The sequence below is a fragment of the Streptomyces sp. NPDC015220 genome, from assembly GCF_043079345.1.
Taxonomy (GTDB): domain Bacteria; phylum Actinomycetota; class Actinomycetes; order Streptomycetales; family Streptomycetaceae; genus Streptomyces.
In genome coordinates, this window is the sequence record NZ_JBIBUK010000006.1 from 18,324 (window position 1) to 42,775 (window position 24,452).

Annotated in this window: 22 protein-coding genes; 6 read left to right on the top strand and 16 right to left on the bottom strand. The window is 71.3% G+C overall.

Annotation, left to right across the window (positions count from 1 at the left end):
- Window positions 1-18 precede the first annotated feature (18 nt).
- The 6 genes from ACF061_RS15275 to ACF061_RS15300 all read left to right on the top strand — a co-directional run bounded on the left by ACF061_RS15275 (window position 19) and on the right by ACF061_RS15300 (window position 4,649).
- The gene (locus ACF061_RS15275; protein WP_392267353.1) at window positions 19-465 is read left to right on the top strand and encodes a nuclear transport factor 2 family protein; all 447 of its coding nucleotides are present in this window, start codon (window positions 19-21) and stop codon (window positions 463-465) included.
- Complete coding sequence (locus ACF061_RS15280; protein ID WP_392267354.1) at window positions 465-1,493, top strand: ankyrin repeat domain-containing protein; 1,029 nt, start codon at window positions 465-467, stop codon at window positions 1,491-1,493. The genes ACF061_RS15275 and ACF061_RS15280 overlap by 1 nt, the downstream gene beginning before the upstream one ends.
- A gap of 57 nt (window positions 1,494-1,550) precedes the next feature.
- Window positions 1,551-1,859: a muconolactone Delta-isomerase gene (locus tag ACF061_RS15285; protein WP_392267355.1), complete on the top strand. Its 309-nt coding sequence runs from the start codon at window positions 1,551-1,553 to the stop codon at window positions 1,857-1,859.
- 22 nt (window positions 1,860-1,881) lie between these two features.
- On the top strand, window positions 1,882-2,577 hold the full coding sequence (locus ACF061_RS15290; RefSeq protein ID WP_392267356.1) for an SDR family NAD(P)-dependent oxidoreductase: 696 nt from the start codon (window positions 1,882-1,884) through the stop codon (window positions 2,575-2,577).
- A 265-nt stretch (window positions 2,578-2,842) separates the two neighbouring features.
- Window positions 2,843-3,343: a nuclear transport factor 2 family protein gene (locus ACF061_RS15295; protein WP_392267357.1), complete on the top strand. Its 501-nt coding sequence runs from the start codon at window positions 2,843-2,845 to the stop codon at window positions 3,341-3,343.
- Window positions 3,344-3,398: 55 nt separating this feature from the next.
- Window positions 3,399-4,649 carry an MFS transporter gene (locus tag ACF061_RS15300; RefSeq protein WP_392267358.1) on the top strand — a complete coding sequence of 417 codons (1,251 nt, stop codon included), beginning with the start codon at window positions 3,399-3,401 and terminating at the stop codon, window positions 4,647-4,649.
- A gap of 1,318 nt (window positions 4,650-5,967) precedes the next feature.
- On the opposite strand, the gene ACF061_RS15305 is transcribed toward ACF061_RS15300, so the two are convergent.
- From ACF061_RS15305 to ACF061_RS15380, 16 genes are all read right to left on the bottom strand, one after another.
- The gene (locus tag ACF061_RS15305) at window positions 5,968-7,218 is read right to left on the bottom strand and encodes a cation:proton antiporter (protein WP_392267359.1); all 1,251 of its coding nucleotides are present in this window, start codon (window positions 7,216-7,218) and stop codon (window positions 5,968-5,970) included.
- Between the two features lie 4 nt (window positions 7,219-7,222).
- On the bottom strand, window positions 7,223-7,708 hold the full coding sequence (locus ACF061_RS15310) for a cation:proton antiporter regulatory subunit (RefSeq protein WP_392267360.1): 486 nt from the start codon (window positions 7,706-7,708) through the stop codon (window positions 7,223-7,225).
- Between the two features lie 26 nt (window positions 7,709-7,734).
- A complete protein-coding gene (glgB, locus tag ACF061_RS15315) occupies window positions 7,735-9,918 on the bottom strand; it encodes a 1,4-alpha-glucan branching protein GlgB (RefSeq protein ID WP_392267361.1) in 2,184 nt (727 codons plus the stop codon).
- A complete protein-coding gene (locus ACF061_RS15320) occupies window positions 9,915-12,005 on the bottom strand; it encodes a maltotransferase domain-containing protein (RefSeq protein WP_392267362.1) in 2,091 nt (696 codons plus the stop codon). Before ACF061_RS15320 ends, glgB begins: the two co-directional genes overlap by 4 nt.
- Before the next feature lie 89 nt (window positions 12,006-12,094).
- On the bottom strand, window positions 12,095-12,862 hold the full coding sequence (locus tag ACF061_RS15325) for an AAA family ATPase (RefSeq protein ID WP_392267363.1): 768 nt from the start codon (window positions 12,860-12,862) through the stop codon (window positions 12,095-12,097).
- A gap of 46 nt (window positions 12,863-12,908) precedes the next feature.
- Window positions 12,909-14,159, bottom strand: coding sequence for a PP2C family protein-serine/threonine phosphatase (locus ACF061_RS15330; RefSeq protein ID WP_392267364.1), 1,251 nt, complete (start codon window positions 14,157-14,159; stop codon window positions 12,909-12,911).
- Between the two features lie 11 nt (window positions 14,160-14,170).
- Window positions 14,171-14,650, bottom strand: coding sequence for an ATP-binding protein (locus tag ACF061_RS15335; RefSeq protein ID WP_392267365.1), 480 nt, complete (start codon window positions 14,648-14,650; stop codon window positions 14,171-14,173).
- A gap of 14 nt (window positions 14,651-14,664) precedes the next feature.
- On the bottom strand, window positions 14,665-14,976 hold the full coding sequence (locus ACF061_RS15340) for an anti-sigma factor antagonist (RefSeq protein ID WP_392267366.1): 312 nt from the start codon (window positions 14,974-14,976) through the stop codon (window positions 14,665-14,667).
- Window positions 14,977-14,995: 19 nt separating this feature from the next.
- Entirely contained in the window at window positions 14,996-17,134 is a 2,139-nt protein-coding gene (gene glgX / locus ACF061_RS15345) for a glycogen debranching protein GlgX (RefSeq protein WP_392267367.1), read from the bottom strand.
- Window positions 17,131-17,472: an STAS domain-containing protein gene (locus ACF061_RS15350; RefSeq protein WP_392267368.1), complete on the bottom strand. Its 342-nt coding sequence runs from the start codon at window positions 17,470-17,472 to the stop codon at window positions 17,131-17,133. The genes glgX and ACF061_RS15350 overlap by 4 nt, the downstream gene beginning before the upstream one ends.
- Complete coding sequence (locus ACF061_RS15355) at window positions 17,469-19,316, bottom strand: AGE family epimerase/isomerase (RefSeq protein WP_392267369.1); 1,848 nt, start codon at window positions 19,314-19,316, stop codon at window positions 17,469-17,471. Before ACF061_RS15355 ends, ACF061_RS15350 begins: the two co-directional genes overlap by 4 nt.
- A 4-nt stretch (window positions 19,317-19,320) precedes the next feature.
- A complete protein-coding gene (locus ACF061_RS15360; RefSeq protein ID WP_392267370.1) occupies window positions 19,321-19,920 on the bottom strand; it encodes a DJ-1/PfpI family protein in 600 nt (199 codons plus the stop codon).
- The gene (locus ACF061_RS15365) at window positions 19,913-21,559 is read right to left on the bottom strand and encodes a thiamine pyrophosphate-binding protein (RefSeq protein WP_392267371.1); all 1,647 of its coding nucleotides are present in this window, start codon (window positions 21,557-21,559) and stop codon (window positions 19,913-19,915) included. The genes ACF061_RS15360 and ACF061_RS15365 overlap by 8 nt, the downstream gene beginning before the upstream one ends.
- 38 nt (window positions 21,560-21,597) lie before the next feature.
- Window positions 21,598-22,422 (bottom strand): type 1 glutamine amidotransferase domain-containing protein, encoded by an 825-nt coding sequence (locus ACF061_RS15370; RefSeq protein WP_392267612.1) that lies wholly within the window; start codon window positions 22,420-22,422, stop codon window positions 21,598-21,600.
- Window positions 22,423-22,520: 98 nt separating this feature from the next.
- Complete coding sequence (locus ACF061_RS15375) at window positions 22,521-23,225, bottom strand: EthD domain-containing protein (protein ID WP_392267372.1); 705 nt, start codon at window positions 23,223-23,225, stop codon at window positions 22,521-22,523.
- Window positions 23,226-23,329: 104 nt separating this feature from the next.
- Entirely contained in the window at window positions 23,330-24,445 is a 1,116-nt protein-coding gene (locus tag ACF061_RS15380; protein WP_392267373.1) for an NAD(P)/FAD-dependent oxidoreductase, read from the bottom strand.
- Between the last annotated feature and the right edge of the window lie 7 nt (window positions 24,446-24,452).

The following is a 24,452-nucleotide window of genomic DNA, read 5'->3' on the forward strand; positions in this document are numbered from 1 at the left end:
CCATTTCTAGGAGAGTTCATGGGCAACACCACGGAAGAAACCAGGAAAGTCGTCCAGCGGTGGTTCGACGCACTGACATCGGGCGATTTCGACACCGCACTCGACACCCTCGCCGAGGACGTCGAGTGGATCAACTACACGCCGGTGCCCGGCTACAACGACGACATGAAGTGGATCGGCAGCTACCGCGGCCGGGACGCCGTCCTGGAGACCCTGAGGATCTTCACGGGTGCCGTGGACGTCCGCTTCGAGAAGTTGGTGAACCTGGTCGTCGACGGCGACCAGGCCGCGGGGGTCATCCACGAGATGTCCACCGTGCGGGGCACCGGCGTCGAGTTCGAGATCGAGTTCGTCCAGTGGCTGACGGTGCGCGGCGGCAAGATCACGCGCTGGAAGTCCTACACGGACCCGTCGCAGATCATCCGGGCCCTGAGGGGCGACGTGCCGGGGCAGGAGGCCGCCTGATGAGTGCCGAGCTGATCGCCGCCGTACGCGACCGGGACACCGCACGGGTCACCGGGCTGCTCGCGGCCGGCGCCGACGCGAGCCACCGCGAGCCCGGCACCGGGCTGAGCGCCCTGATGATCGCGGCGGGTCAGGCGGACGCCTCCACGGTCCGCGCCCTCATCGACGGGGGCGCCGACGTGCTGACCGCCGACAGCCGGGCCGGCGCGACCGCGCTGCACAAGGCCTGCCAGGGCGGCAGCCTCGAGGTGGTGAAGGCACTGGTGGAGGCCGGTGCCTTCGTGGACGCGGTGGCGCCCACCACCGGGCACACCGCCCTGATGGACGCCCTGTGGTACAAGTACCCGGACATCGCCGGGTACCTGCTGGACCAGGGCACCGCGCTGCAGGTCCACACGCACTACGGCTTCTCGCTGGAGCAGCACTTCGCGTACGAGCTGAACGTCAACACCTTCGGCAAGGACAGGCTGCTGGAGGCCGAGGAGCACCTCAAGGCCCGCCGGGCCGCGGACGAGCGCGCGGTGGCCGAGCAGGAGCTGATGGCGGCGACCGCGAAGGGCGACACCGAACGGGTGCGCGAGCTGCTCGCCGGCGGCTCGGCGGTCGACGAGCGCTCCCCCAACCTGAGCGGCTTCAACGACAGCCACACCCCGCTGCTGGTGGCCTGCCGCGACGGGCACGACGAGATCGTGCGGCTGCTGCTCGCGGCCGGTGCGGACGTCAACGCCGTCGAGCCCACCTTCGGCGCCGTGCCGCTGCACAAGGCCGTCTACAACGGTCACGCCGGCATCACCGCCGACCTGGTGCGCCAGGACGGCATCGACCTCGACTTCCAGGGCGCGACCAACGGCTACAGCCCGCTGCACGACGCGCTGTGGCACGGCTACGAGGACTGCGCGCGCACGCTCGTCGAGGCCGGCGCCCGGCTCGACCTGCGCGGCCACGACGGCAAGACGCCGCTCGACCTCGCCGTCGAGGTCTTCGGCGACGACCACGCGCTCACCGAGCTGATCCGCTCCCGCGGCTGACCCGGCACGGTCCGCCGCCCCACGCCCGACGGTCCTTCACAGACACGGAGTCGAAGCATGCTGTTCTACGTCCAGATGAAGTGGAAGCACGAGGGGCGCATCACCCTCGACGAGCTGTGGGAGCTCGAGCAGGACGAAGCGGCACACGCCCAGGAGACGGTGGAGTCCGGCTTCTGCGTGGGCATCTGGAAGGTCGCCGCGCAGAAGCGGGTCATCGCCATCATCGACTCGCCGGACGCCGAGGAGCTCGACCGCACCGCTCTGGGCCGGCTCCCCATGCGGGAGTACCTGGAGTTCGAGACCGTGTGGCCGCTGCGCGACTACCTCGGCTTCGCCGAGGACGTCAAGCAGCGCTACAAGGTCTGAGCGGGGCGAGGAGTCCGAGTCCGTGAACCTCGAACGCAACCGCACCGCCCTGGTGACGGGCGCCAACCGCGGCATCGGTCTGGAGACCGTCCGCCAGCTCGACCGGGCCGGCTTCGACGTCGTGCTGGCCGCGCGTGACGCCGCGCGCGGCCGGGCCGCCGCGCGCGCGCTGGGCAGCTCCCGCATCCGGGTGGAGGAGCTGGAGGTCACCGACGCCGAGAGCGTCGAGGCATGCGCCCGGCGGCTGGCCGGCGACGGCGTCGACGTCGACGTCCTGGTCAACAACGCCGGGATCTACCCGATCAACTCGTTCTTCTCGCTCGACGAGGACACCCTGCGCCGGGCCCTGGACGTGAACCTGATGGGAGCGTTCCACACCTGCCGGACGTTCTGCCCCGGCATGGCGCGCCGCGGGTGGGGCCGGGTGGTGAACGTGTCCTCCGGGCTCGGCTCCCTCACCGGCAACGTGCCCTCCCCCGCGGCCTACGGCGTCTCCAAGGCCGCCCTCAACGCACTGACCCTGGTGGTGTCCGCCGCGGTGCCGGAGACCGTCAAGGTCAACGCCGTCTGCCCGGGCTGGGTCCGCACGGACATGGGAGGCCGGGGCGCGCCGACCAGCGTCGAGCAGGGCGCCGACACGGTGACCTGGCTGGCGCGGCTGCCGGACTCCGGGCCCACCGGCGGCTTCTTCCGCAACCGCACCAGGATCGACTGGTGAGCAGCTCCCCGGGGCGCCGACCGGGCGCCGCTTCCACGGCCGTGCGGCGATCGCCGGCCGGGCCCGCGAGGAGGTCACCGGCGGCCGGTACACCGTCCCGCGCACCACGGCGGGCCCCGAGGGCCCCACGGTGCCGCCGCGCTTCGACCCCGCGGGGCTCATGGCCGGTTTCCGGGCCCGATACACCTTCGTCGTCGACCACGATGTGATCACCCGGATCACCCCGCGCCCTGCCTGACCCGCCACCACTTGCGAGGAGACCGCCGTGCCCCACCGCCCTTCGACGCCCGTTCTCGCGCTGGCCGGCGCCCTGCTGCTGGCCGGCTGCTCCGAGGGCTTGGAGCAGGCCGGCAGTCCCCCGCGCGGCTCGCGGCAGGCGGCACCGGGCCCGGTGCGGGAGACGGCCGGGCAGCCGCCGGCCGTCTCCCCCGGCGCCGGGCGGACGGACCCGGCGGTGGACCCCGCCGCCCAGGCCTACGTCGACGCCGTGGCCGCCGAGGACCTCGACGCGCTGGTGGCGGCGTTCCGCCCCGATGCCCGCCTCGTGGACGTGGAACGGGAGTTCACCGGTCACGACGAGATCCGCGACTGGGCCCGCAACGAGGTCATCGGCGGGCGGCTGACCGTGTTGAAGAGCACCCCCAAGAGCAACGGCACGACGCTGCTCGTGCACTTCGCGCCCGGCGGGAGCGGCGGATTCGAGGCCACCTACGACTTCGACGTCCGCGACGGCCGGATAGCCGCGCTCGATCTGCAGTACGCCTGACCGCGTCTTCGCGCCCTGCTTCCCTCCCCCCTTTCCTGCAAGGAGTGGCTCTCCCATGAGTACCGCCACCGCTTCGGGGCCCGGCGAGACCCGCAACCCCCTCGCCCTGGGCGCCCTCGGGCTGGGTGCCTTCGCCATCGGCACCGCCGAACTGGTCATCGTCGGCGTCCTCAACCTCATCGCCGACGACCTGGACGTCTCACTGAGCACCGCGGGCCTACTGGTCACCGCCTACGCGCTCGGCATCTCCATCGGCGGCCCGGTCGTCACGGCGGCCACCATCAGGGTGCGGCGCCACACGCTGCTGTGCGCGGCGCTCGTCGCCTTCGTCCTGGGCAACCTGGCAGCGGTCTTCGCCGGGGTCTTCGGCCTGCTGGTCGTCGCGCGGGTGCTCTGCGGCGCCCTGCACGGCCTGTTCCTGGGCGCGGCCTCCGCCGTCGCCACCGGTCTGGTCGCCCCCGAGCACCGCGGTCAGGCCGTCGGCCTGGTCTTCGGCGGCATCTCGGTGTCGACGGTGTTCGGGGTGCCGCTGGGCACCCTGCTGGGCCAGAGCCTCGGCTGGCAGGCCACGTTCGCCGGGGTGGCCGTCCTCGGGGTCGCCGCCCTGGTGGTGATCGCGATCTGGGTGCCGGCCGTCCACGGCAGCGGCTCGGGCGGTCTGGGCTCCCAGGCCCGGCACGCCTTCCGCCCGCGGGTGCTGGCCATGCTGGCCGCGCAGGTGCTGCTCATGGGCTCGCAGTTCATCGCCTTCACCTATCTGGCGGCGTTCCTGGAGGACGCCACCGGCATCGACAGCTCCCTGGTGAGCGTCTTCTTGATGATCTTCGGTGTGTTCAGTGCGATCGGTACGTTCGCGGGCGGGCGGTTCGCCGACGTCAACGCCTCGCGCACGCTGCTGGTGGGCAACGTGGTCCTCGTCGTGGGCCTGCTCGGGCTGTATGTCTTCCGGCAGAGCCCGCCGCTGGTCGGGGTGTCCCTGGCGGTGTGGGGCGTCGTCGGTTTCGGGGTCACCCCGGCGCTCCAGCTGCGGGTCATCTCGCTGGCCGGCAAGGGCGCGGACCTGGCCGCGACGCTGGGCGCGTCCGCCGCGAACGTAGGGGTCGCCGCGGGTGCCGCGGTCGGCGGCTGGGCCCTGGCCTCCTTCGGTATCGAGGAGGTCCCGCTGACCGCGCTGGTCTTCGCGGTCGTCGCGCTGCCCGCCGTGTGGGCCACCCGGTTCCTGAAGGTGCCCGTCGACCGGGTGGCGGCGGCCGGTTCCGTGCCGGCCGCCGCGAGCGACGCCACGCCCGTGTCCGCCGGCGGTTGAGCCGGCCGGCGGGTGGAGCCCGTCGCCGCGGCGTCCCTTGAGGGGCGCCGCGGCGACGGGCTCCGCGGTGTGGATGCCGCTCGCCCCGGCCGCCGAGATGGGCGGGGCGGGGGTGACGGGGCCGAACCGCGAGCACAGCACGTGCGGGGATCCGCCGATGCGCACGAGCGCCGTCGGGTGTTCGAGGGCCCGGCCGGTGAGGTGGCCGGCGGCGGTCGCGGACGGGCGGTCCGCGCGGAGCGTGAGCCGGGTGATGCCGTCCGGGCCGGACCGGACGGCCCACGCCCATGTCCTTCTCTCACGGCAGGCCGTCGGCGGAGACGGCGGCCGGCGCCGGTGACGGTCGGCTTGCGGATGCCGCCGGTGGCGGGCTCGAGCCGGAACAGGCCGCCAAAGGCCGTGTCGGCGGTGATCAGGCAGGTGCCGGCCGGGTCCGACTCGATGCCGTTCCGGGTGATGGCGCCCGGCGGGCGCGGGCGACGACGCCGTGGAGGTCGAAGCCGGTGGCCAGGGGGGCGTGCCGTGCGAGGCGACGGTGTCCTCGCTGGTCGCGGCGGGCAGGCGGTGGAGGAGCTGGAGCGGCGAGTCGGTGACGCGGGCGGTGCCGTCGGGGGCGGTCTGGGCCGTCGCGCAGCGGCGCGCCGGGGGCGGGCCGGCGAAGCGGGCCGGGCGGGTGCCGGTCGCGGTGTCGTGGACCGTGATGCCGTACGCGTCGTTGCCCCGGAGCCGGCCGTGCCGGTCGGCCACGGTGCCCCTGGTCCGGGTGCGGCCGTCGGCGCCCGCGGGCAGAACAACAGGGGCCCCCGTCCGGCCGGCGCGGGCAGGAGGACAGGGGCCCCCGTCCGGCCGGCGCGGGCGCGGCAGACCGTGCCGGTGGAGAAGGAGGTGACGTAAGAGGTCGCCGGTCCCGGGGTCGGTGGCCGGCTCTCCGGGTGGGCCTGGCTGCCGGGCAGGGCGATGGCCCGGGTGACGGTTCAGGACCCGGCTGCCGGTGGCCGGCGCGGTGATGCCGAGGGCGGACGCGCGGGCGAGGGCGAGTGTGCGGGCGGTGATCCGCCGGCGGGTGTGGGCCGCGGCCATGGGCCCTCTTCTCGCCGATGACGCGGAGCGCCGGGTGTGCCCCGGCGGGCGTCGGGGACCGTAGGGCCGGATCCGGGCCCATGGTGGGGGCCGGGAGCGGCCCGTCTTGGTCACGGTGGGGAGACCGGGCTGCGAGAGGGGGCGGCCGGGCCCGGATCGGTCGCGGGAAGAGGTCGGCTCCTGGTATGCGGCGTACGGGGTTCTGCAGGGTGGGGAGGGTTGTGTTTCGGCCACGGTGTCAGTCGGACACCGCGGCCGTGGGCTCCGGTTCGACGGGCCGGGGCGCGACGGTCCGCTGCCGTACGGGGGCGGTCCCGGGGTAGTCCTTGCCGCGCCACAGGGCGACGCGCTGGGCGATCGGTTCGGTGAAGCGGGCCGCCAAGGGGCCCAGGACGACGAGCAGCAGGACGTAGCCGGTGGCCATCGGGCCGAGGGAGGGGTCGACCGCGCCGGCGGAGACGGCGAGGCCGGCGATGACGATGGAGAACTCGCCCCGGGCGACCAGGGCGCCGCCGGCCCGCCACCTGCCCCGCTGCGCGACGCCCGAGCGCCTGGCGGCCCAGTACCCGGTGCCGATCTTGGTCAGGACGGTGAGCACCGCCAGCGCGAGGGCGGGCGCCAGTACCGACGGGATGGTGCTGGGGTCGGTGCTCAGGCCGAAGAAGACGAAGAACACCGCGGCGAACAGGTCCCGCAGCGGCATCAGCAGGTGGTGGGTGTTCTCGGCCACCTCGCCGGACAGGGCGATCCCCACCAGGAACGCGCCCACCGCGGCCGACACCTGCAGCTGCTGGGCGATCCCGGCGACGAGGAGCGTGGTGCCCAGGACGACGAGCAGCAGTTTCTCGGGGTCGTCGCTGGAGATGAACCGGGAGACGATCCGCCCGTAGCGCACCGCGACGAGCAGGACGGCACCGACCGCGGTGAGGGCGATGGCCAGCGTCATGCTGCCCGCCAGCAGTCCGGAGCCGCCGAGCAGGGCGGTCAGGATCGGCAGGTACAGGGCCATCGCCAGGTCCTCCAGGACGAGGATGCTGAGCACGACCGGCGTCTCCCGGTTGCCGAGCCGGCCCAGGTCGCCGAGGACCTTGGCGATGACGCCGGAGGAGGAGACCCAGGTGACGCCCGCGAGGACCACGGCGGCCACCGGTCCCCAGCCCAGCAGCAGCGCCGCGGCGGCTCCGGGGAGGGCGTTGAGGAGGAAGTCGACTCCTCCCGCGGGGGCGTGGGTCTTCAGGTGGCCGACGAGGTCGCCGGCGGTGTACTCCAGGCCGAGCATCAGCAGCAGCAGGACGACGCCGATCTCGGCGCCGACCTCGATGAACTCCTCGCTGCCGCCCAGCGGGACGACGCCGCCCGCGCCGAACAGGAGTCCGGCCAGCAGGTAGAGCGGGATGGGTGAGAACCTGAGCCGGACGGCGAAGCGGCCGAGCAGGCCGAGCGCGAGGACGACCGCGCCGAACTCGATGAGGAAGACCGCGGAGTCCACGTGATCAGCTCCGTTCGAGGATCTCGTGGGCGCCGTCCACGCCTTCCCGGGTGCCGATGACGATCACGGTGTCGCCGCCGTGCATGCGGAAGTCGGGCCCCGGTGAGGGGATCGCGTGGGAGCGGCGCATGACGGCGACGATGGAGGCCCCGGTGTCGGTGCGCATCCTCGTCTCGCCCAGGGTGCGTCCGTTCCAGTAGGAGGCGGCGGTGATGGTGACCTGCTCGGCGAGCAGCCCGAAGTCGCTGGTGTGCAGCAGGTTGGGGTTGTTGTGGCCGGGCAGCAGGACGTCGGCGAGGGAGAGGGCCTCCGCGCCGGTCAGCACCAGGGACAGGCCCGCCGAGTCGGGGTCGTCGTCGTGGTGCACGTTCAGGGTGCGTCTGCTGTCGCGGTGGGCGATCACCGACAGGGTGTCGTGCCGGCGGGTGGTGAGCTCGTACTGCACCCCGATGCCGGGCAGCGGGGTGGTCCTCAGGCGGGGAGCAGGCATGGTGTCTCCTTGGGCTGCGGGCTGTGTCATTGCTTGCGGAACCACACGCCGCCCAGCGGCGGCAGGACCACCCTGGCGCGGGCCGGCAGGCCCTGGGCGGGTTCGGGGGCGGCGTGCACGGGTGCGGGGTTGGTGGCCCCGGAGCCTCCGTAGTGGGCCGCGTCCGTGTTGAGGACCTCGGTCCACCGGCCCGGTTCGGGCAGTGCCAGGGGGAAGTCGCGGCGGACGGTGGGCTGGAAGTGGAAGACGCACACCAGTGTCTCGCCGCCCTCGCCGCGGCGGACGAAGGAGTAGACGTTGTCCTCGGCGGCGTCCGCGTCGATCCAGCAAAAGCCCTCCGGCCGGCCGTCCAGGCTCCACAGCGCCGGGTCGCCGAGGTAGGTGCGGTTGAGGTCGCGGACCAGGTCGCGCACGGCGCCGTGCGCGTCGTGCCGCAGCAGGGACCAGTCCGGGCCCCGGTCGTGGGACCACTCGGTGTCCTGTGCGAACTCCTGTCCCATGAAGAGCAGTTGCTTGCCGGGGAAGGCCCACATGAAAGCCAGGTAGGCGCGCAGGTTGGCCAGTTGCTGCCAGCGGTCGCCGGGCATCTTCGCCAGCAGCGACCCCTTGCCGTGCACCACTTCGTCGTGGCTGATGGGCAGTGTGTACTGCTCCGCGTAGGCGTACACCATCGGGAAGGTCATGGCGTGGTGGTGGTACTGGCGGTACAGGGGGTCCTGCGCCATGTAGGACAGGGAGTCGTGCATCCAGCCCATGTTCCACTTCGAGGTGAAGCCGAGGCCTCCGTGGTCGGTGGGGCGGGTGACGCCGTCCCAGGCGGTGGACTCCTCGGCGATGGTGATGGCGCCGGGGCAGCGCCGGGGCACGGTGGCGTTCATCTCCTGGAGGAACTCGACCGCTTCCAGGTGCTCGCGGCCGCCGTAGGCGTTCGGCAGCCAGGCGCCGTCGGGGCGGGAGTAGTCGAGGTAGAGCATGGAGGCGACGGCGTCGACGCGCAGGCCGTCGACGTGGAACTCCTCGCACCAGTAGACGGCGTTGGCGACGAGGAAGTTGCGCACCTCGTTGCGGCCGTAGTCGAAGACCAGCGTCCCCCAGTCGGGGTGCTCGCCGCGGCGCGGATCGGGGTGCTCGTACAGCGGCCTGCCGTCGAAGCGGGCCAGGGCCCACTCGTCCTTGGGGAAGTGCGCCGGGACCCAGTCCACGATGACGCCGATGCCGGCCTGGTGCAGGGCGTCGACCAGGGCCCGGAAGTCGTCGGGGCCGCCGAGGCCTGCCGCGGGGGCGTAGTAGGAGGTCACCTGGTAGCCCCAGGAGCCGCCGAAGGGGTGCTCGGCGACCGGCATGAACTCGACGTGGGTGAAGCCCAGCGCCTTGACGTAGGCGGGCAGTTCGGTGGCGAGTCCGCGGTAGTCCAGGCCCGGCCGCCACGATGCCAGGTGCACTTCGTAGACGCTCATGGCGCAGCGGTCCGCGGTGCGCTGGGCGCGCCGGGCCATCCAGGCGCCGTCGTTCCAGATGTGGCGGGAGCGGTGGACGACGGAGGCCGTGCCCGGTGCCGCCTCGGCCGAGGTGGCCAGGGGGTCCGCCTTCTGGGTCCAGCGGCCGTCGGGGGTGAGGATGTCGTACTTGTAGCGGCAGCCCTCGCCGAGGCCGGGGACGAACAGCTCCCACACCCCGCAGGCACCGAGCGAGCGCATGGGGTGGGCCCTGCCGTCCCAGTGGTTGAAGTCGCCGGTCAGGCGTACGGCGCGGGCGTTGGGGGCCCATACGGCGAACGCGGTGCCGGTGACCGGGGTCCGGCCGCCGCCGTGTTCGCGCACCCGGGCGCCCAGGACCCGCCACAGTTGCTCGTGCCGGCCTTCGCGAATCAGGTGCTGGTCGAGTTCGCCGAGGGTGGGCGGGAAGCGGTAGGGGTCGTCGCTGGTGTGCGTCTGGGTGCCGTAGTGGGCGCGTACACGGTAGTCGGGCGCCTGCGGGCCGGGCAGCCGGCCGGTGAACACGCCCTCGCCCTGGTGTGTGAGAGGTGTCAGTTCCTCGCCCGACGGCGTGGTCAGCCACACCTGGTCGGCGAGCGGCCGCAGCACCCGGACGGTCACGCCTTCGGTGTCCGGGTGCGGGCCGAGCAGGGCGTGCGGGTCGCTGAGGTCTCCGGTGGCGAGCCGCTTGCGGTCGGTGGCGGCCGGCTCGGTGGGGCGCTGTGCGGTGGTCACGACTGCGAAGTCCCGTCCGTGAGTATGTGGGCCACGCGGTGGCGGGGGTCGAGGCGGACGTAGTTGTCGCGGCCCCAGCGGTAGACCTCGCCGGACAGGGCGTCGTGCACCGCGAAGGTCTCCGAGCGGTCGATGCCGAGTGCGGGCAGGTCGAGGGTGACCGTGGCCTCGCGGGTGTCGTGCGGGTCGAGGTTGAGCACGACGAGGACCCAGTCGCCGTCGGCGGTCCGCTTGGAGTAGCAGGTCACCGCGTCGTTGTCGGTGCGGTGGAAGCGCAGGTTGCGCAGCTGGTGCAGGGCGGGGTGGGCGCGCCGGATGTTGTTGAGGGCGCGGATCAGCGGGGCCAGGGAGTTGCCCGCGGTCTCGGCGCCGGCCCAGTCGCGGGGGCGCAGCTGGTACTTCTCGGAGTTCAGGTACTCCTCGCTGCCCGGTCCCGTGGGTACGTTCTCGTACAGTTCGTAGCCGGCGTACACGCCCCAGGTGGGTGCCGCGGTCGCGGCGAGCACGGCGCGGGCGGCGAAGGCCGCTCTGCCGCCGTACTGGAGGTAGGCGTTGAGGATGTCGGGGGTGTTGACGAAGAGGTTGGGCCGCAGGTAGGCCGCGCTTTCCTGGCCGCCGAGGCCGGCGAGTTCGCAGAGGTAGCTTTCGACTTCCTCCTTGGAGTTGCGCCAGGTGAAGTAGGTGTAGGACTGGTGGAAGCCCACGCGTGCCAGGGCGTGCAGCATGGCGGGGCGGGTGAAGGCCTCGGCGAGGAAGAGGACGTCGGGGTCGTCGGCGTGGATGGTGTCGATCAGCCGCTGCCAGAAGGCGACGGGTTTGGTGTGGGGGTTGTCGACGCGGAAGATGCGCACGCCGTGGTCCATCCAGTGGCGCAGCACGCGCAGGCACTCGGTGTGCAGTCCGTCCGGGTCGGTGTCGAAGTCGATGGGGTAGATGTCCTGGTACTTCTTGGGCGGGTTTTCGGCGTGGGCGATGGAGCCGTCGGGGCGGTGGTGGAACCACTCGGGGTGTTCGGTGACCCAGGGGTGGTCGGGGGAGCACTGGAGGGCGAAGTCGAGGGCGATTTCGAGGCCCAGTTCGCCGGCGCGTGCCACGAAGTGGTCGAAGTCGTCGAGGGTGCCCAGGTCGGGGTGGACCGTGTCGTGTCCGCCCTCGGCCGAGCCGATGGCCCAGGGGGAGCCGGGGTCGTGCGGTCCCGCTTCGAGGGTGTTGCCGGCGCCCTTGCGGTGGGTGGTGCCGATCGGGTGGATGGGGGGCAGGTAGACGACGTCGAAGCCCATGTCGGCGACGGCCTCGAGGCGTTTGGCGGCGGTGCGCAGGGTGCCCGGGCGCGGTGGCCGGGTCCCGTTGTCCGCGGCCGTGGGGAGGGCGGCTCCTTCGGAGCGGGGGAAGAACTCGTACCAGGCGCCGTACAGGGCGCGTTCCCGGTCCACCCGCAGGGGGAGTTCGGGTGAGCGGGTGAGGAGCCTGCGCAGTGGGTGGGCGGTGAGCGCGGCGGTCACGGGGGCGGTGGTGGCGGCGGTGAGGCGCTCTTGCGGGTCCAGGCGCGTGTCGCGCAGCAGCCCGGCCGCGTCGGTCAGCGGTGCCGCCTGGCCGGGCGGGAGCGGGCCGGCGGCCTCGGTGAGGATCGCCGCGCCCTCCTGGAGGACCAGTTCGGTGTCGATGCCGGCCGGGATCTTGATTTCGGCGGCGTGCCGCCAGGTCGCCCAGGGGTCGCTCCAGGCTTGCACGTGGTAGGTCCAGTCGCCTTCTGCCGCGGCACGGATCCAGGCGGTGTAGCGGTCGGTGCCGGGGGCCACCAGGCGCATGGGGACGGGGTCGCCGGTGCGGCCGTGGGGGTCGGTGAGCACGACGTCGGCGGCGACGGCGTCGTGTCCTTCGCAAAAGACGGTGGCGCAGACGGCGAACTCCTCGCCGGGGACGGCGCGGGCGGGGGTGTGGCCGCCGTCGATCCGGGGTGTGACGTCCACGATGGGGATGCGGCCCTGGCGGGGTGCGGATCCGGCTCGGGCCGCCGGGCCGCCGGGCGGCGGTGCGGCTGCGGCGGCCGGGCGGGTCGCGTGGCGCTGCATGGGCTTGCCCTCCATGGGGCTCGTGCCTCCTCGGGCCGGGGTGGGGTCGCTGGATGGGGGGTGTGCGCTGGTGCGGGCGGTGCGTGGCGGCCGGTGGGTGCCTTTCAGCGTCGGATCGCGGTGGTGCCGTTGCTGACCTCGGAGATGATCCGGCGGTATCCCGTCACCAGGGGGTGGTGCGGGTAGGCCGTGGAGAACACTCGTTCCCCGGCGAGTTGTGCCATTTCGGGGGCGTACGGCAGGACGGTGGTGATGCGGGTGTTGTAGGCGCTTTCCACTTCGGCGAGCAGCCGGTCGCCCACGGCGCCGTCGGGGGCCATGTTCACGGCGATGCTCATGGCGCCGAAGCCGAGCCGGCCGGCCAGGGCGGTGGTCTCCCGGGCGCCGGCGAGGTCGAGGCGGTCGGCGCGGGTGACGACGACGAGGGCGTCGGAGCTGGCCATCGCGGTGACGGTCTCGTTGTTGAAGCCGGCGTGGGTGTCGAGCAGCAGTGCGTCGAGGGCCAGGGTGTCGATGAGCCGGTCGAAGCCCTCGCGCAGCAGGCCCACGTCGTAGCCGCAGCCCATGATCTCGTTGACGCCCGTGGTCTGGCTGCGGGCGGGGACGAGGAAGAAGCCGTCGTGTCCGGCGCTCTGGTCGACGGCGTAGGCGGCTTCCTCGATCTCGCAGCGGCCGATGAGGTAGTCGGTGAGCGACCGCCGGGCGGGGATCGTCGCGTCGGCGAACATCACGTCCAGCGCGGGGGTCTGGATGTCGGTGTCCACCAGGGCGACCCGCAGGCCCGAGGAGGCCAGCAGCAGGCCGAGGTTGGCGGCCGTGCTGGATTTGCCGGTGCCCCCTCGGTAGGAGTGCACCGTGATGATCTGCGACATGTTCTCCGCCTGACGGTTGTCGGGGGGGGGCGGCCGGTGGGGGGTTTCAGTCGGTGGCCCCGGCCGGTGCCTGCCGGTGCACGGCCAGCATCGTGATGTCGTCGGACTGTTCGGCCGGGCCGACGAAGTCGCTGAGTGCGCCGTCCATGTGGTCGAGGAGTTCCTGGCCGCGTGCGGTCGCTTCGGTCAGCTGCTCGATGAGGAGGTCCTCGCCGAAGAAGCGGCCGGTCGCGGAGCGGGCCTCGGTGACCCCGTCGGTGTAGATGAACAGGGTGTCGCCGGGGCTGATCTGTGTGTAGCCGAGCGAGAAGGTGCAGTCGGGCATGACGCCCACGACCGGTCCGGTGGGCTGGAGCAGTACCGGTTCGGCGCCGCTGCCGCTCATCAGGACGGGCGGGTTGTGGCCGCCGTTGATGTAGACGAGGTTGCCGGTGGCCGGGTCCAGGACGCCGAAGAACATGGTGGCGAAGTAGCCCTGTTTCATGTGGTTGCGGGTCAGGTAGCTGTTGGTGCCCACGACCGCGTTGAGCAGGGGGGTGGCGCCGACGACCGGGATGGCCCGGGTGTGTTCGGCGCCGGCGGGGTCCTGCGCCATCAGGTCCGCGGCGATGAGGTTCTGCAGGCCGCTCTGTTCCGCGGTGTGCCGCAGCAGTGAGCGGATGAGTGCCATGAACAGGGCCGCGCCGACGCCCTTGTCGCACACGTCGGCCACGACGAGGGCGAGGCGGCGGCGGTTGACCAGTTCGAAGACGTCGTAGAAGTCGCCGGCCACGGTCCGGGCGGGTCTGAAGCGCACCCGGATGTCCCAGCCGTCGGGGCTGGGCAGCGAGTCCGGCAGGAACCCGAGCTGGATCTCCCGGCCTATTTCCAGTTCCCTTTCGTAGCTGAGCAGTTCGGCGTGGGCGGCGACCTCCTCGATGTTCTGGTTGAGTGCGGCGTGCTGGTGGCAGTCGCGCAGCCGCGCCTCCACCAGGACGGGGTGGAAGGGTGGCAGCAGGTAGTCCGAGCCCGCGCGGACGTGGCCGTCGAGGAGGTGCAGGTCGTGCTCGGCGTAGGCCACCACGGTGGGCTGCTGTCCCTCGTCCGCCAGCCGTCGGGCCACCGATCTGACGGTGTGTGGTGACAGTGTCGCGTCGGCGAGGAGTGCGGTCACCGCCGGCATCCGGCCGCGGGAGGCGGCCAGCACGTCGCCCGGGGTGCAGGTGTGCGCCTCGGCGCCCACGGCGGCCAGTGCCTTGGCCAGCTGCTCGGGGGCGGTGCGTCGTTCATCCAGTATCAGGACTGTGGTCTGCGCCATCTCCGCCTCGTCTACTTGGCTGCCGGCCGGCGCATCACGAGGGTGCTGACGTTGCGCCCCGCGACGAGCTCGTACTCGAAGGTGTCCACCGCCGTGAACGCCAGGAAGACTCCCAGGCCGCCGATCTCCCGCTGCGCGAGCGGCACGTCGAGCGCGGGTGCCCGCATGCCCTGTCTGGGGTCGAACGCCGGGGCGTCGTCCTGGAAGCGGACCCATACCTCGTCCGGGTCGATGCCGCCGTCCACGGCGATCTCGCCGGGTTCGCCGCGGTATCCGTGCAGGACGATGTTGGTGGCCAGTTCGTCGGCCGCGAGGCGGAAGCGGTACAGGGAGCTCTGCGGCAGGCGGGCCTGTCGGCCGAGGACCAGGACGAAGTCGGACACCGGCTCGAGCGAGTCGACCGTCGCGGGGACGCGCAGGGCGCCGGCTGTGCCGCACTCCGGTGTCTGGGCGACGCCCGCCGGCCCTGCGGCCTCGAAGTCGAACGTCATCTCGGTCGGTCCTTTCAGGCGTCCACGAGATCGATGCTGTGGTCGAAGCCGGCGAGCCGGATGGTCCGGGCCACCGGTTCGCAGGCGCCCACGACGGCGATGCGCACCCCGTCGCCCATCTTCTGGCGGGCGAAGACCAGGGAGCGCAGGCCCGCGCTGGAGAGGTAGCCGAGCTGTTCGGCGCGGATGACCAGTTCCACCGCGCCGGAGCCGGCCGCCTGGCCGACGGTGTCGTGGAACTCGCCCGCCGTCGAGGCGTCCAGTTCCCCGGCGAGTTCGATGGTGGCGACCTTGTCGTTGATCCTCAGCCGCACGTCGAAAGCCATGATGGTTCTCCTTCGCAGGTCAGGCGGTTGTCCGGTGGGCCGGGCGGCCCACGAGGACGACCGCGCGGTGGGCTCCCAGGTGGTAGCGCCCGGGGTGCTGCAGTTCCGGCTCGCCGCCGACCGGGTGGGCGGCGGTGCCGGTGTCGGCGAACAGGTGCCAGCGCTGGGGTTCGGGCAGGGCGGGCAGTTCCAGGTCGTGGTCCTCCCAGTGCGCGTTGACCGCGACGTAGACGTGGTCGTCGCTCACGCTGCCGCCCTTGGCGTGCCTGCCGCAGCGCATCATCGCGAGCACCCGGCCGTGGGCGGCCCAGTCGGGGGACCAGGCGCTGACGCCGTGCCAGCTGACGTCGGGGTAGCCGCTGCCGACCCGGTCGGTGCCGGTGGGGTGGTCGCTGGTGCGCAGGACGGGGTGGGCGTGGCGGAAGGCGATCAGTTTGCGGGTGAAGTCCAGCAGTTCGGCGTTGGTGTCGGTGAGTGTCCAGTCGAACCAGGACAGTTCGTTGTCCTGGCAGTAGGTGTTGTTGTTGCCGAGCTGGGTGCGGCCGGCCTCGTCGCCGGCCAGGATCATCGGGATGCCCTGGCTGGTGAGCAGGATGGTCAGCAGGTTCTTCATCTGCCGCGTCCGCAGCTCGCGGACGTGCGCCGAGGCGCTGGGTCCCTCCTCCCCGCAGTTCCAGCTGTTGTTGTCGTTGGCGCCGTCGTTGTTGTCCTCGCCGTTGGCCTCGTTGTGCTTGTCGTTGTAGGAGACCAGGTCGGCCAGGGTGAATCCGTCGTGGGCGGTGATGAAGTTGACCGAGGCGGAGGAGGTGCGGCCCTGGTACAGGTCGGGTGAGCCGGCCATGCGGGTCGCCAGTTCGCCGACCAGGCCCGGCTCGCCCTTGACGAAGCGCCGGACGGTGTCGCGGTACTTGCCGTTCCACTCCGACCAGCGGCCGTAGTTGGGGAAGTTGCCCACCTGGTAGAGGCCGGCCGCGTCCCAGGCCTCGGCGATCAGCTTGGTGTGCCGCAGGATCGGGTCGTGCGCGAGCTGTTCGAGCAGCGGTGGGTTGGGCAGCGGGGTGCCGTCCGGGGCCCGGTCGAGGATGGCGGCGAGGTCGAAGCGGAATCCGTCGATGTGGTACTCGGCGACCCAGTGGCGCAGGCAGGAGAGCACGAAGTCCCGTACCACGGGGTGGTTGCAGTTGACGGTGTTGCCGGTGCCGCTGAAGTTGTAGTACTCGCCGCGGGGGGTGAGCATGTAGTAGGTGGCGTTGTCGAGGCCGCGGAAGGAGATGGTCGGGCCCTGTTCGTTGCCCTCGGCGGTGTGGTTGAAGACCACGTCGAGGACGACCTCGATGCCGGCCCTGTGCAGTTCCTTGACCAGGGTCTTGAACTCGTCGGCCTGCATGCCGAAGGGGCCGGTGGCGGCGTAGCCGGCCTTGGGGGCGAAGAACGAGACGGTGTTGTAGCCCCAGTAGTTGTACAGGCGCCTGCCGGTCGCCGGGTCGGAGCGCGGGTTGTCCAGTTCGTCGAATTCGAACACGGGCAGCAGTTCCACGCAGTTGACGCCGAGTTCGCGCAGGTAGGGGATCTTCTCCCGCATGCCGGCGTAGGTGCCGGGCGCCGTGACCTGCGAGGAGGGGTGGCGGGTGAAGCCGCGCACGTGCGTCTCGTAGATCACGAGGTCCTCGGCGGGGATCCGCGGCGGCCGGTCGCCGCCCCAGTCGAAGTCGTCGTTGAGCAGTTGCGCGCGGTAGTGGTAGACGTTGTCCCGGTCGCGTTCGCGGCCCCACACCTCGCGTCCGGAGATCAGCCGGGCGTAGGGGTCGCTGAGGATCGTGGTGCGGTCGAAGCGGTCGCCGCGCCCGGGGTCGTGGGGGCCGTCGGCGCGGAAGCCGTACTCCAGGTTCTCCGCGTCGAGCCCGAAGACCGTCATGGCGTACACGCTGCCGGTGCGGAACTCCGGTGGGAACTCCAGTTCGGCGCTGGGGTGGGTGGCGCCGCGTTCGAAGAGCACCAGGCTCATCGAGGTGGCGCCGTCGGAGTAGACCGAGAAGTTGACGCCGCCGGGTACCGGGGTGGCGCCGTAGGGGAAGGGGCGGCCCGCCCTGGCCCGGTAGGGGCCGATGGTGTGGGTCGGGAAGGCGTCGATGCGCTCCCGGATGTCCTGGGTGCTCATCGGCCCGCACGTTCCAGTTCGGCGTCCAGGTCCTCGGCGACCCGGAAGAAGTCCAGGAAGCCGGTGGCGGACATGACGAACGAGACCTCCTCGGAGAGGCCGACCAGGGTGATCTCCGCGTCCACCTGCTGGGCGTGGCGGTGCACGATGAGCAGGGTGCGCAGGCCGGCGCTGGAGATGTAGGAGATGTGGGTGAGGTCGATCAGGACGACCGAGTCCGGGCCGATGAACGGCAGTAGCTGGGACTGCAGTTGGCCGGAGGTGGTGGAGTTGATCTCGCCTTCCAGGGCGACGACGGTGGCTGTGGCGAGCACCTGTGTGCTGACCTTGACGGTCATCCCCTCACCTCCGGGCGGGAGTCGGCTTCGAGGCGGACCCTGACCTTGACGCGGCCCGAGGTGTCGGGCAGCCGGACGGTCAGGGCGTGCGCGTTGAAATCGGTGTGCTCCACGCCGTCGATCGTCACCGCCGCGATGCGCACGGCGCCGGCCGGCAGCAGGTCGGGGGCGACCCGCAGGACGCGGTCGGCGATCAGGGCGGGGTCGGGTTTGAACCAGAAGTCCATCGGTTTGCCGCCCGCGAGCAGGTTGTTGTAGACGGCGGCCAGGTAGCACAGCTCGGCCGAGTGGTACATCGACATCGAGTGGCTGCCCTTGAGGCGCTCCGCGCCCAGCAGGTAGGGCAGGCCGCCGGCCGTGGTGTTGAAGTAGACGGCGCCCTCGTCGTGGTCGAGGAAGAAGGCGTTGTAGAAGGACTGGGCGTCGCGTGCCTCGGTGCGGAAGTCCGCCCGTGCGGTGACGCCGTGCAGGATCAGGTAGGCGAGGATGGCCTGCTCCTGCTGCCACCATGCCTTGCGGTCGTGCCAGGCGAAGCGGAACCGCTCCTCGCCGTCCACCTTGACGCGTTCCACGACGTCGTACCATCCGCCGCGCTGGCGGTCGCCGCCGACCTCGGGCATGGTCTCGCCCAGAAGGACGGCTGTCTGGAGGTAGGCGTCCTTGGGGCGCAGGGAGTTCATGCGCATCAGGTTCCAGGCGATCTTCAGGTTGTGGCCGACGACCGCGCGGTTCTGCTGCCAGCCGTGCGTGGTGTCGGGCGACCAGTCCTTGTGGAATCGTTCCTGCACGAACGGGCTGTTCTTCGGGTCGGGGAAGCGCTCCACGATGGTGTCGAAGGTGTACTGCAGCATGTCGGCGTATTTCTGCTCGCCGGTGGCCAGGTACAGGTTGATCAGGTAGGCGGGGGCGTGGTCGCCGACGGAGTTCCAGTTCTTGCGGGACTGGTTGGGGCCGAGGGAGGAGTGGTGCGGGCTGAGCAGGATCGGGTCGATGTGCGAGAAGTAGCCGCCCTGCTCGGGGTCGAGGTAGAAGCGGTCGAAGAGCCGGATGGTGGCGTCGGCGTCCGCCTTGATCCGCGGGTCGCCGGTGATCCGGTAGGTCTGTACGGGGCCGGCGAGCGCGTAGATCTGCTCGTAGGCGGGCAGGGCGTCGTAGTCGTCGGAGAACTCGGAGGTGAACAGCTTCGTCTCGACGTCGCCGTCGACCTTGAGGCCGTGGTACCAGTACACGACGTTCTCGTCGGTGTCCACGAACCGCATGTGCTCGCGCAGGTACTCGGTGCCGCGCTCGGCGACCTCCAGGTACTCGTCGTCGCCGGTGAGCAGGAAGGCGGAGGCCATGCCGTAGACGAGCCGGGAGATGGTGTCCGTCTCCTGGACGTGGCTGGCGGTCTTGTCGCCGCCGAGACGGATCTCGGTGCGGTAGTCGGCGAAGTCGACGGGGCCGTCGCCGAACTGGGCCTTGCGGTAGAAGCCGGCGATCTGTTGGATCTGGCGGATCCACCAGCCGGTTTCCTCGAAGCGGAAGTCGTCGGGGTGGCGCCCGACGAAGATCAGCCGCTTGGCCTCGAAGCGCAGCGTGCGGCTGTGGGGGTAGAAGACGCCGTGGGCGAGGACGAAGGTGCCCTGGGTGAGCAGCTCGTCGATGTGGCTGGTGGCGTCCTGGTAGGGCTCGCCGAGGTTGTGCAGCAGTTCCGCGCTCGGGCCGCCGTCGAGGCTGATGTCGAAGGACCGGCCGTCGGCGGTGACCAGGGAGAAGACGCGGGCCTGGCTGTCGAAGCCGGACACCCGTCCCGCGATGGTGTCCGAGAAGGTGAAGTCGACGTTCCTGACGCTTTCTGGCATGAGGTCACATCCCTCGCAGTACGAGTTCGTCGATGATGGTCCTGGCGAAGAGATGGCAGTGGTCCCCGGTGCGGGCGGTCACCAGGTCCCCGTCGACGACGACGTCCTGGTCGACGTAGTGGGCGCCCATGTTGCGCACGTCGCCGAGCAGGTTGTTGTGGCAGACCACCTTGCGTCCGCGCACGGCGTACGGGATCGACGAGGCCAGCCACATGCCGTGGCAGATGATGCCCTTGACCACGCCCGGGCGGGCGAAGGCGCGGCGCAGCAGGTCGGTGGCCGGCGCGAGCTGTTCGATGTCCTCGGTGTAGCGCAGCCGGTCGGCGACCATGCCGGAGGGCACGATCAGTGCGCTGTACTCGCGCAGCCGTCTGTCGTCGAGGTCTTCCAGGCTGCGGGTCACTGTCAGCGGTGCGCGGTGCTCGTGGCCGGTGAAGGTGATCGACTTGTTGCCCCACAGGCGGGTGACGAGGTCGACCTGCGCGCCGTCCTCGGCGAACCGGCGCTGGTAGTAGGCGATCTCGGGTTCGTAGAAGTCGCTCTCCGTCAGGATCGCGATCTTCCGCCCGGTGAGCGCCCCGTCACGGGACGGTACGTCAGCCACGGTCTGCCCCTTCGGTGGTGCGCAGGTCGATGAGGAACGGCTTGTCGTCGGCGAGCATCCGCTTGACCGCGTCGGCGGTCTGGCCGTGGTCGTCGACGCGCAGGGCGTCGACGCCGAACCCGCCGGCGATCCGGGCGAAGTCCAGGTCGGGGTGGGAGAGGTCGAACGGTGTCGGGTAGGCGTGCGGGGCGACGTCCCGTTCGCGCCAGTACTGCTCGATGTTGTGGTCGAGCAGTCTGTAGCCGCGGTTGTTGCAGACGACGAACTTGGCGCCGATGCCGTGCCGTACGGCGGTGTAGAGCGCCTGGATGGTGTACATGGAGCCGCCGTCGCCGGTGAAGCCGATGACGGTCTTGTCCGGGTGGGCCAGTTTGACGCCCATCGCCCCAGGGATGCCGACGCCGAGCGAGCCGCCGCGGGTGGAGAACCAGTGGCCCGGCCGGCGGCCCGGCAGGTGGGCGGCGAGGGCGGGCGATGCGGTGAGGGCCTCGTCGAAGACCATCACGTCGTCGGGGAGCTGGGCTGCGAGTTCGCGCAGGAAGGCGTGCAGCAGCGATCCGTCGTCCGGTGTCCGGGTGGGCCGCTCGCCGCGGCGGGTGCGCAGGCGGTCGGCCGCGGCCGCCTTGTCGCGTGCGGACAGGTGGCGTTCCAGCTGGGCGCCGAGCGCGGACAGCGTCTCCTTGGGGTCGGCGACCAGGCCGAGGGTGACGGGGTGGTTCTTGGCGATCTCGTAGTCGTCGAGGTCGATGTGGACGATCCGGGCGTCCTCGCGGAACGGGTCGCCGGTGTCGGGGAAGACCTCGGGGAAGGTGTAGGTGCCGACGATCAGGACGGCGTCGGCGTCCTTGACGGCGGCGGTGCTGACGGCGCCGAACATGTGGCCCAGGTCCCCGCGGTAGAGGGGGTGGGTGACGTCCAGGTTCACCTCGGAGTAGTTGACGCCGTGGATGTCGGCGCCCAGCTGCTCGGCCACCCGTACCAGTTCCTCCTGGGCGCCGGACGCCGAGACGCCGTCGCCCACCAGGACGAGCGGCCTCTCGGCGCCGGTCAGCAGTCTGGCCGCCTGCGCCACGAGCGCCTCGGTGGGGGCGGTGCGGGTGCAGGGGGCGGCCGTCGGCACGATCCGCTCGGTGTTGAGCGCGTCGAGGACGTCGAGAGGGAGCGCGACGAAGACCGGGCCCATCGGGGGTGTCATCGCCAGCTTCATCGCCCGGCGCAGCACCCGCAGCACCGAGCGCGGGTCGGTGACCCGTGTCGCGTACTTGGTCACGGGCTTGGCCATGGCGACCAGGTCGGCGGCCATCTGGGCGTCCATGGACTCGTACTGGACGCCCGACTCCCCCGCGATCGTCAGGATCGGCGAGTGGCCGCGCTTGGCCTGGTACAGCATGCCGATGGCGTTGCCGAGGCCGACCCCGCTGTGCAGTTGCAGGAGCGCGGGCCGGCCCGTGGCGCGGGCGTAGCCGTCGGCGATGCCGACCGCGACGGTCTCCTGCAGGGTCAGGATGTACTGGAGGTCGTCATAGTCCTGCAGTGCGTCCAGGAATCCCTGCTCGACCGTCCCGGGGTTGCCGAACATGAAGGGAATTTTGTCGGCGATGAACTGCTCGATGATCGCCGCATTGCCCTGCCTGGCCATGTCTGCCTTCTCTCGGTTTCTCGGTCGTTGCCGCGGAATTACCATCCGAAGCGGCGCAGGCCGTCCTCGAGAACCTCGACGACCTTTTCTCCGGTCAGGTAGGAGTCGGGCGTCGAACGCCCGGTGATGAACGGGTAGTCGACGATGACCGAGGTTTCCTTGCCGAAGTTCCCGATGTAGCGGCCCTCGGGTCCGGTGGCGTCGCGCAGGATGTATTCCAGCGGGTACGGGGGCGGGCCGATCACGAAGTCGGTGCCGAGGAATCCGGTCCCGTCCTTGTAGTCGTACTCCTTGCAGTGGCCGGTGACGTGCTTGCCCCAGATGATGGACCTGCGGTCCTCCCAGTCGCGGGCGAAGGCCAGCGGCGCGACGCCGTAGCACTCGGCCGCGATCGGCTTGCCGGCGCGCAGGAAGGCCAGGATGATCTGGTGGACCCGCTCGTTGTTGGCCAGGTCCACGATCGGGCCCGAGCCGCCGACGATGAGCAGGGCGTCGTAATCCTCGAGTTCCTGGGCCACCACGTCGGCGGCCCGGTGGTAGGCCTCCAGTTTGCGCAGGTAGTCGTCGTCCGCGGTGTAGGGGCGCTCCGGGATCCAGCTGGAGATGTCGATCGGGTCGTCCAGGCGGGTGGAGCCGTCGATCTCCCGGGTGAGCTTGGCGACCTCCTCGGTGGTGACCGAGCGGCCGAGCGGCGGGTCGATGTACTCGGGTTGCATCGACGGCGGCAGGGCGTGTGCGCGCTTGCCGGTCGGGGTGGCGAACTCCACCTGGTAGCCCCGCTGGTCGAAGTGGTACAGGGGCCCGACGAGTTCCTCGCCCCAGTAGCCGTGCTCCGACAGGATCACGAGGATCTTCTTGGCCATCTTCCTGGGCACGCCGACTCCTTCGGTCTTCGGTTCGAAAAGGGGGTGGCCGGGCGCCGCGGGGAGGGGGCGGCGCCCCGGTCACCGGATCAGGGGGATCAGCGGGCCTGGGGGCCGATGATCCAGTTCTCCCTGGCGGCCAGGGAGAAGACGTGCTGGTGGTCGGCGATCTCGTCGCGTGCGGCCTTCACCTGCTGGGTGAAGTAGGGCGAGCGCAGCGCTTCCCGCAGGGCGTCGATGTCGTCGAACCAGAGCTGCTCGACGCTGTCGAAGGCCGCCTCGCCGAAGACGTAGGCGCCGTCCACGGTGTGGGCGTGCAGGTAGCGGCGCAGTCCCGGGGTGCCCTTGACGGCCGAGGCGTACTGGTCGAGGGTCTGCTTACGGTAGTCGTTGAGGGCCAGGCCGGGGCGCCTTTTGAGCAGCACGGTGAGCTTGACCCAGTCCCGGCCGGCGGCCGGCGGCGGGCCGGGGACGATCTCGTGGGCGGTGGTGTCGATGACGATGGTCTGCCAGAAGGCGGCCCAGTTGGGCTCGTCGAGCCGGGCGCCCTGCAGGAACTCCTCGGTCTGCAGCGAGGCCAGCTGCTCCTCGCCGTTGGCCAGGAAGATCTCGGCGATGCCCTGGTGCGGCAGCGCCGGCTCACCGAGGTTCTCCTCGATGTCCACCACGGTGTCGACCATGTACTTGCGGATCTGCGGGATCTTCGATGCGTACCGCACCGCGTGGACGTTCACCCAGTAGTCCTGGAATTCCTGTGCGGTCATCCCCGGCTTGGGTGCCGCCAGAATGAACTGGTGGATCATCGAATTCTCCTTTGGATGGGCTCTTTCATGATGTGCAGCGGTCATCCGGAAAGCCAAAGAAGGGAATTCGACTTTCTGAACTGCCGCGTCCGGCGGCGGCGCTGTCACTCTGCCTTCAGCTCCGGTGGGTAAAGGAAGTAGTTGGCCGCGGAGGCGGCCTGCGCGCCTTCTTGCACCGCGGCCGACACCTGGTGGGAATGGGGTGCGGTGATGTCCCCGGCGGCGTACACGCCGGGGATCGAGGTGTGCTGCTCGGTGTCCACCTCGACGTAGCCGTGCGCGTTGAGGCGGACGCCGAGGCCGCGGGCCACGGCCGTCTCCGGGGTGGCGCCCTGGATGGAGAACAGGGCGTCCAGCGGCAGGCGCCGGCCGCCGCGCGTCACGATGGCCGACAGCCGGCCGCCCGCGCCCTCGGCGGTCTTGATGCGGTCGTGGACGACCGGGACGCCGGCCGCGGCGAGGCGGCGCCGGAAGCGCTCGCTGATGTCGTTGCTGCGGCTGTTGGTGAGCAGCCGGACCTGTGTGGTCAGGCTGTGCAGCTGCATGGCCTCGCCCGCGGCGGCGTCGGTGTGTCCGACGACGAGGATGCGGCGCCCGCGGTTCTCGTACCCGTCGCAGGCGATGCACCAGAACATGGAGCGGCCCACGTAGCTGCGCCAGTGGGGGAAGTGCGGGAAGTGGTCGAGGACGCCGGTGGCGAGGATCAGCGTCCTGGCCCACCACACGTGTCCCTGGGCCTGGACGGTGAATCCGCGCCGCGCGTCGCCCACCACGCCGGTCACGCGGTGTGCGGCGATGCGGACGTGGCGGTAGTGGGCGAGCTGGCGCCGGCCCAGTTCGCGCAGTTCCGTGGTGGCGATGCCGTCGGGGAACCCGAGGTAGTTGCGGTTGGTCTGGTGGTGGGTGGAACGTCCCTGTCCGGTGTCGAAGACCGTCACCCGGCGTCCGTAGCGGGCCAGCTGGAGTGCGGCGGACAGTCCGGCCGGTCCCCCGCCGACCACCGCGACGTCCGTGCCGCCTTGACCGTCGGGGTGGTCCAGGTCGCGCGGGTCGCGCGGGTCACGCGGGTCGGGCAGGTCACGCGGGTCGGACCGGTCGGGCAGGTCGCGCGGGTCGGGCAGGTCGGGCAGGTCGGGCAGGTCACGCGGGTCGCGCGGGTCGGGCAGGTCGGGCGGGTCGGGCGGGTCGGGCGGGTCGTCGGGGTGCGTGGTCACGGCCACGTCGCCT

What these genes read in the sequence shown, in the direction of transcription:
- ACF061_RS15355 (WP_392267369.1), bottom strand. Translation starts at nt 19,316, where the DNA reads ATGCCAGAAAGCGTCAGGAACGTCGACTTCACCTTCTCGGACACCATC.
- ACF061_RS15330 (WP_392267364.1), bottom strand. Translation starts at nt 14,159, where the DNA reads ATGGCGCAGACCACAGTCCTGATACTGGATGAACGACGCACCGCCCCC.
- ACF061_RS15320 (WP_392267362.1), bottom strand. Translation starts at nt 12,005, where the DNA reads ATGGAGGGCAAGCCCATGCAGCGCCACGCGACCCGCCCGGCCGCCGCA.
- ACF061_RS15365 (WP_392267371.1), bottom strand. Translation starts at nt 21,559, where the DNA reads ATGGCCAGGCAGGGCAATGCGGCGATCATCGAGCAGTTCATCGCCGAC.
- ACF061_RS15325 (WP_392267363.1), bottom strand. Translation starts at nt 12,862, where the DNA reads ATGTCGCAGATCATCACGGTGCACTCCTACCGAGGGGGCACCGGCAAA.
- ACF061_RS15375 (WP_392267372.1), bottom strand. Translation starts at nt 23,225, where the DNA reads ATGATCCACCAGTTCATTCTGGCGGCACCCAAGCCGGGGATGACCGCA.
- ACF061_RS15300 (WP_392267358.1), top strand. Translation starts at nt 3,399, where the DNA reads ATGAGTACCGCCACCGCTTCGGGGCCCGGCGAGACCCGCAACCCCCTC.
- ACF061_RS15370 (WP_392267612.1), bottom strand. Translation starts at nt 22,422, where the DNA reads ATGGCCAAGAAGATCCTCGTGATCCTGTCGGAGCACGGCTACTGGGGC.
- ACF061_RS15285 (WP_392267355.1), top strand. Translation starts at nt 1,551, where the DNA reads ATGCTGTTCTACGTCCAGATGAAGTGGAAGCACGAGGGGCGCATCACC.
- ACF061_RS15335 (WP_392267365.1), bottom strand. Translation starts at nt 14,650, where the DNA reads ATGACGTTCGACTTCGAGGCCGCAGGGCCGGCGGGCGTCGCCCAGACA.
- ACF061_RS15280 (WP_392267354.1), top strand. Translation starts at nt 465, where the DNA reads ATGAGTGCCGAGCTGATCGCCGCCGTACGCGACCGGGACACCGCACGG.
- glgX (WP_392267367.1), bottom strand. Translation starts at nt 17,134, where the DNA reads ATGAGCACCCAGGACATCCGGGAGCGCATCGACGCCTTCCCGACCCAC.
- ACF061_RS15340 (WP_392267366.1), bottom strand. Translation starts at nt 14,976, where the DNA reads ATGGCTTTCGACGTGCGGCTGAGGATCAACGACAAGGTCGCCACCATC.
- ACF061_RS15350 (WP_392267368.1), bottom strand. Translation starts at nt 17,472, where the DNA reads ATGACCGTCAAGGTCAGCACACAGGTGCTCGCCACAGCCACCGTCGTC.
- ACF061_RS15275 (WP_392267353.1), top strand. Translation starts at nt 19, where the DNA reads ATGGGCAACACCACGGAAGAAACCAGGAAAGTCGTCCAGCGGTGGTTC.
- ACF061_RS15310 (WP_392267360.1), bottom strand. Translation starts at nt 7,708, where the DNA reads ATGCCTGCTCCCCGCCTGAGGACCACCCCGCTGCCCGGCATCGGGGTG.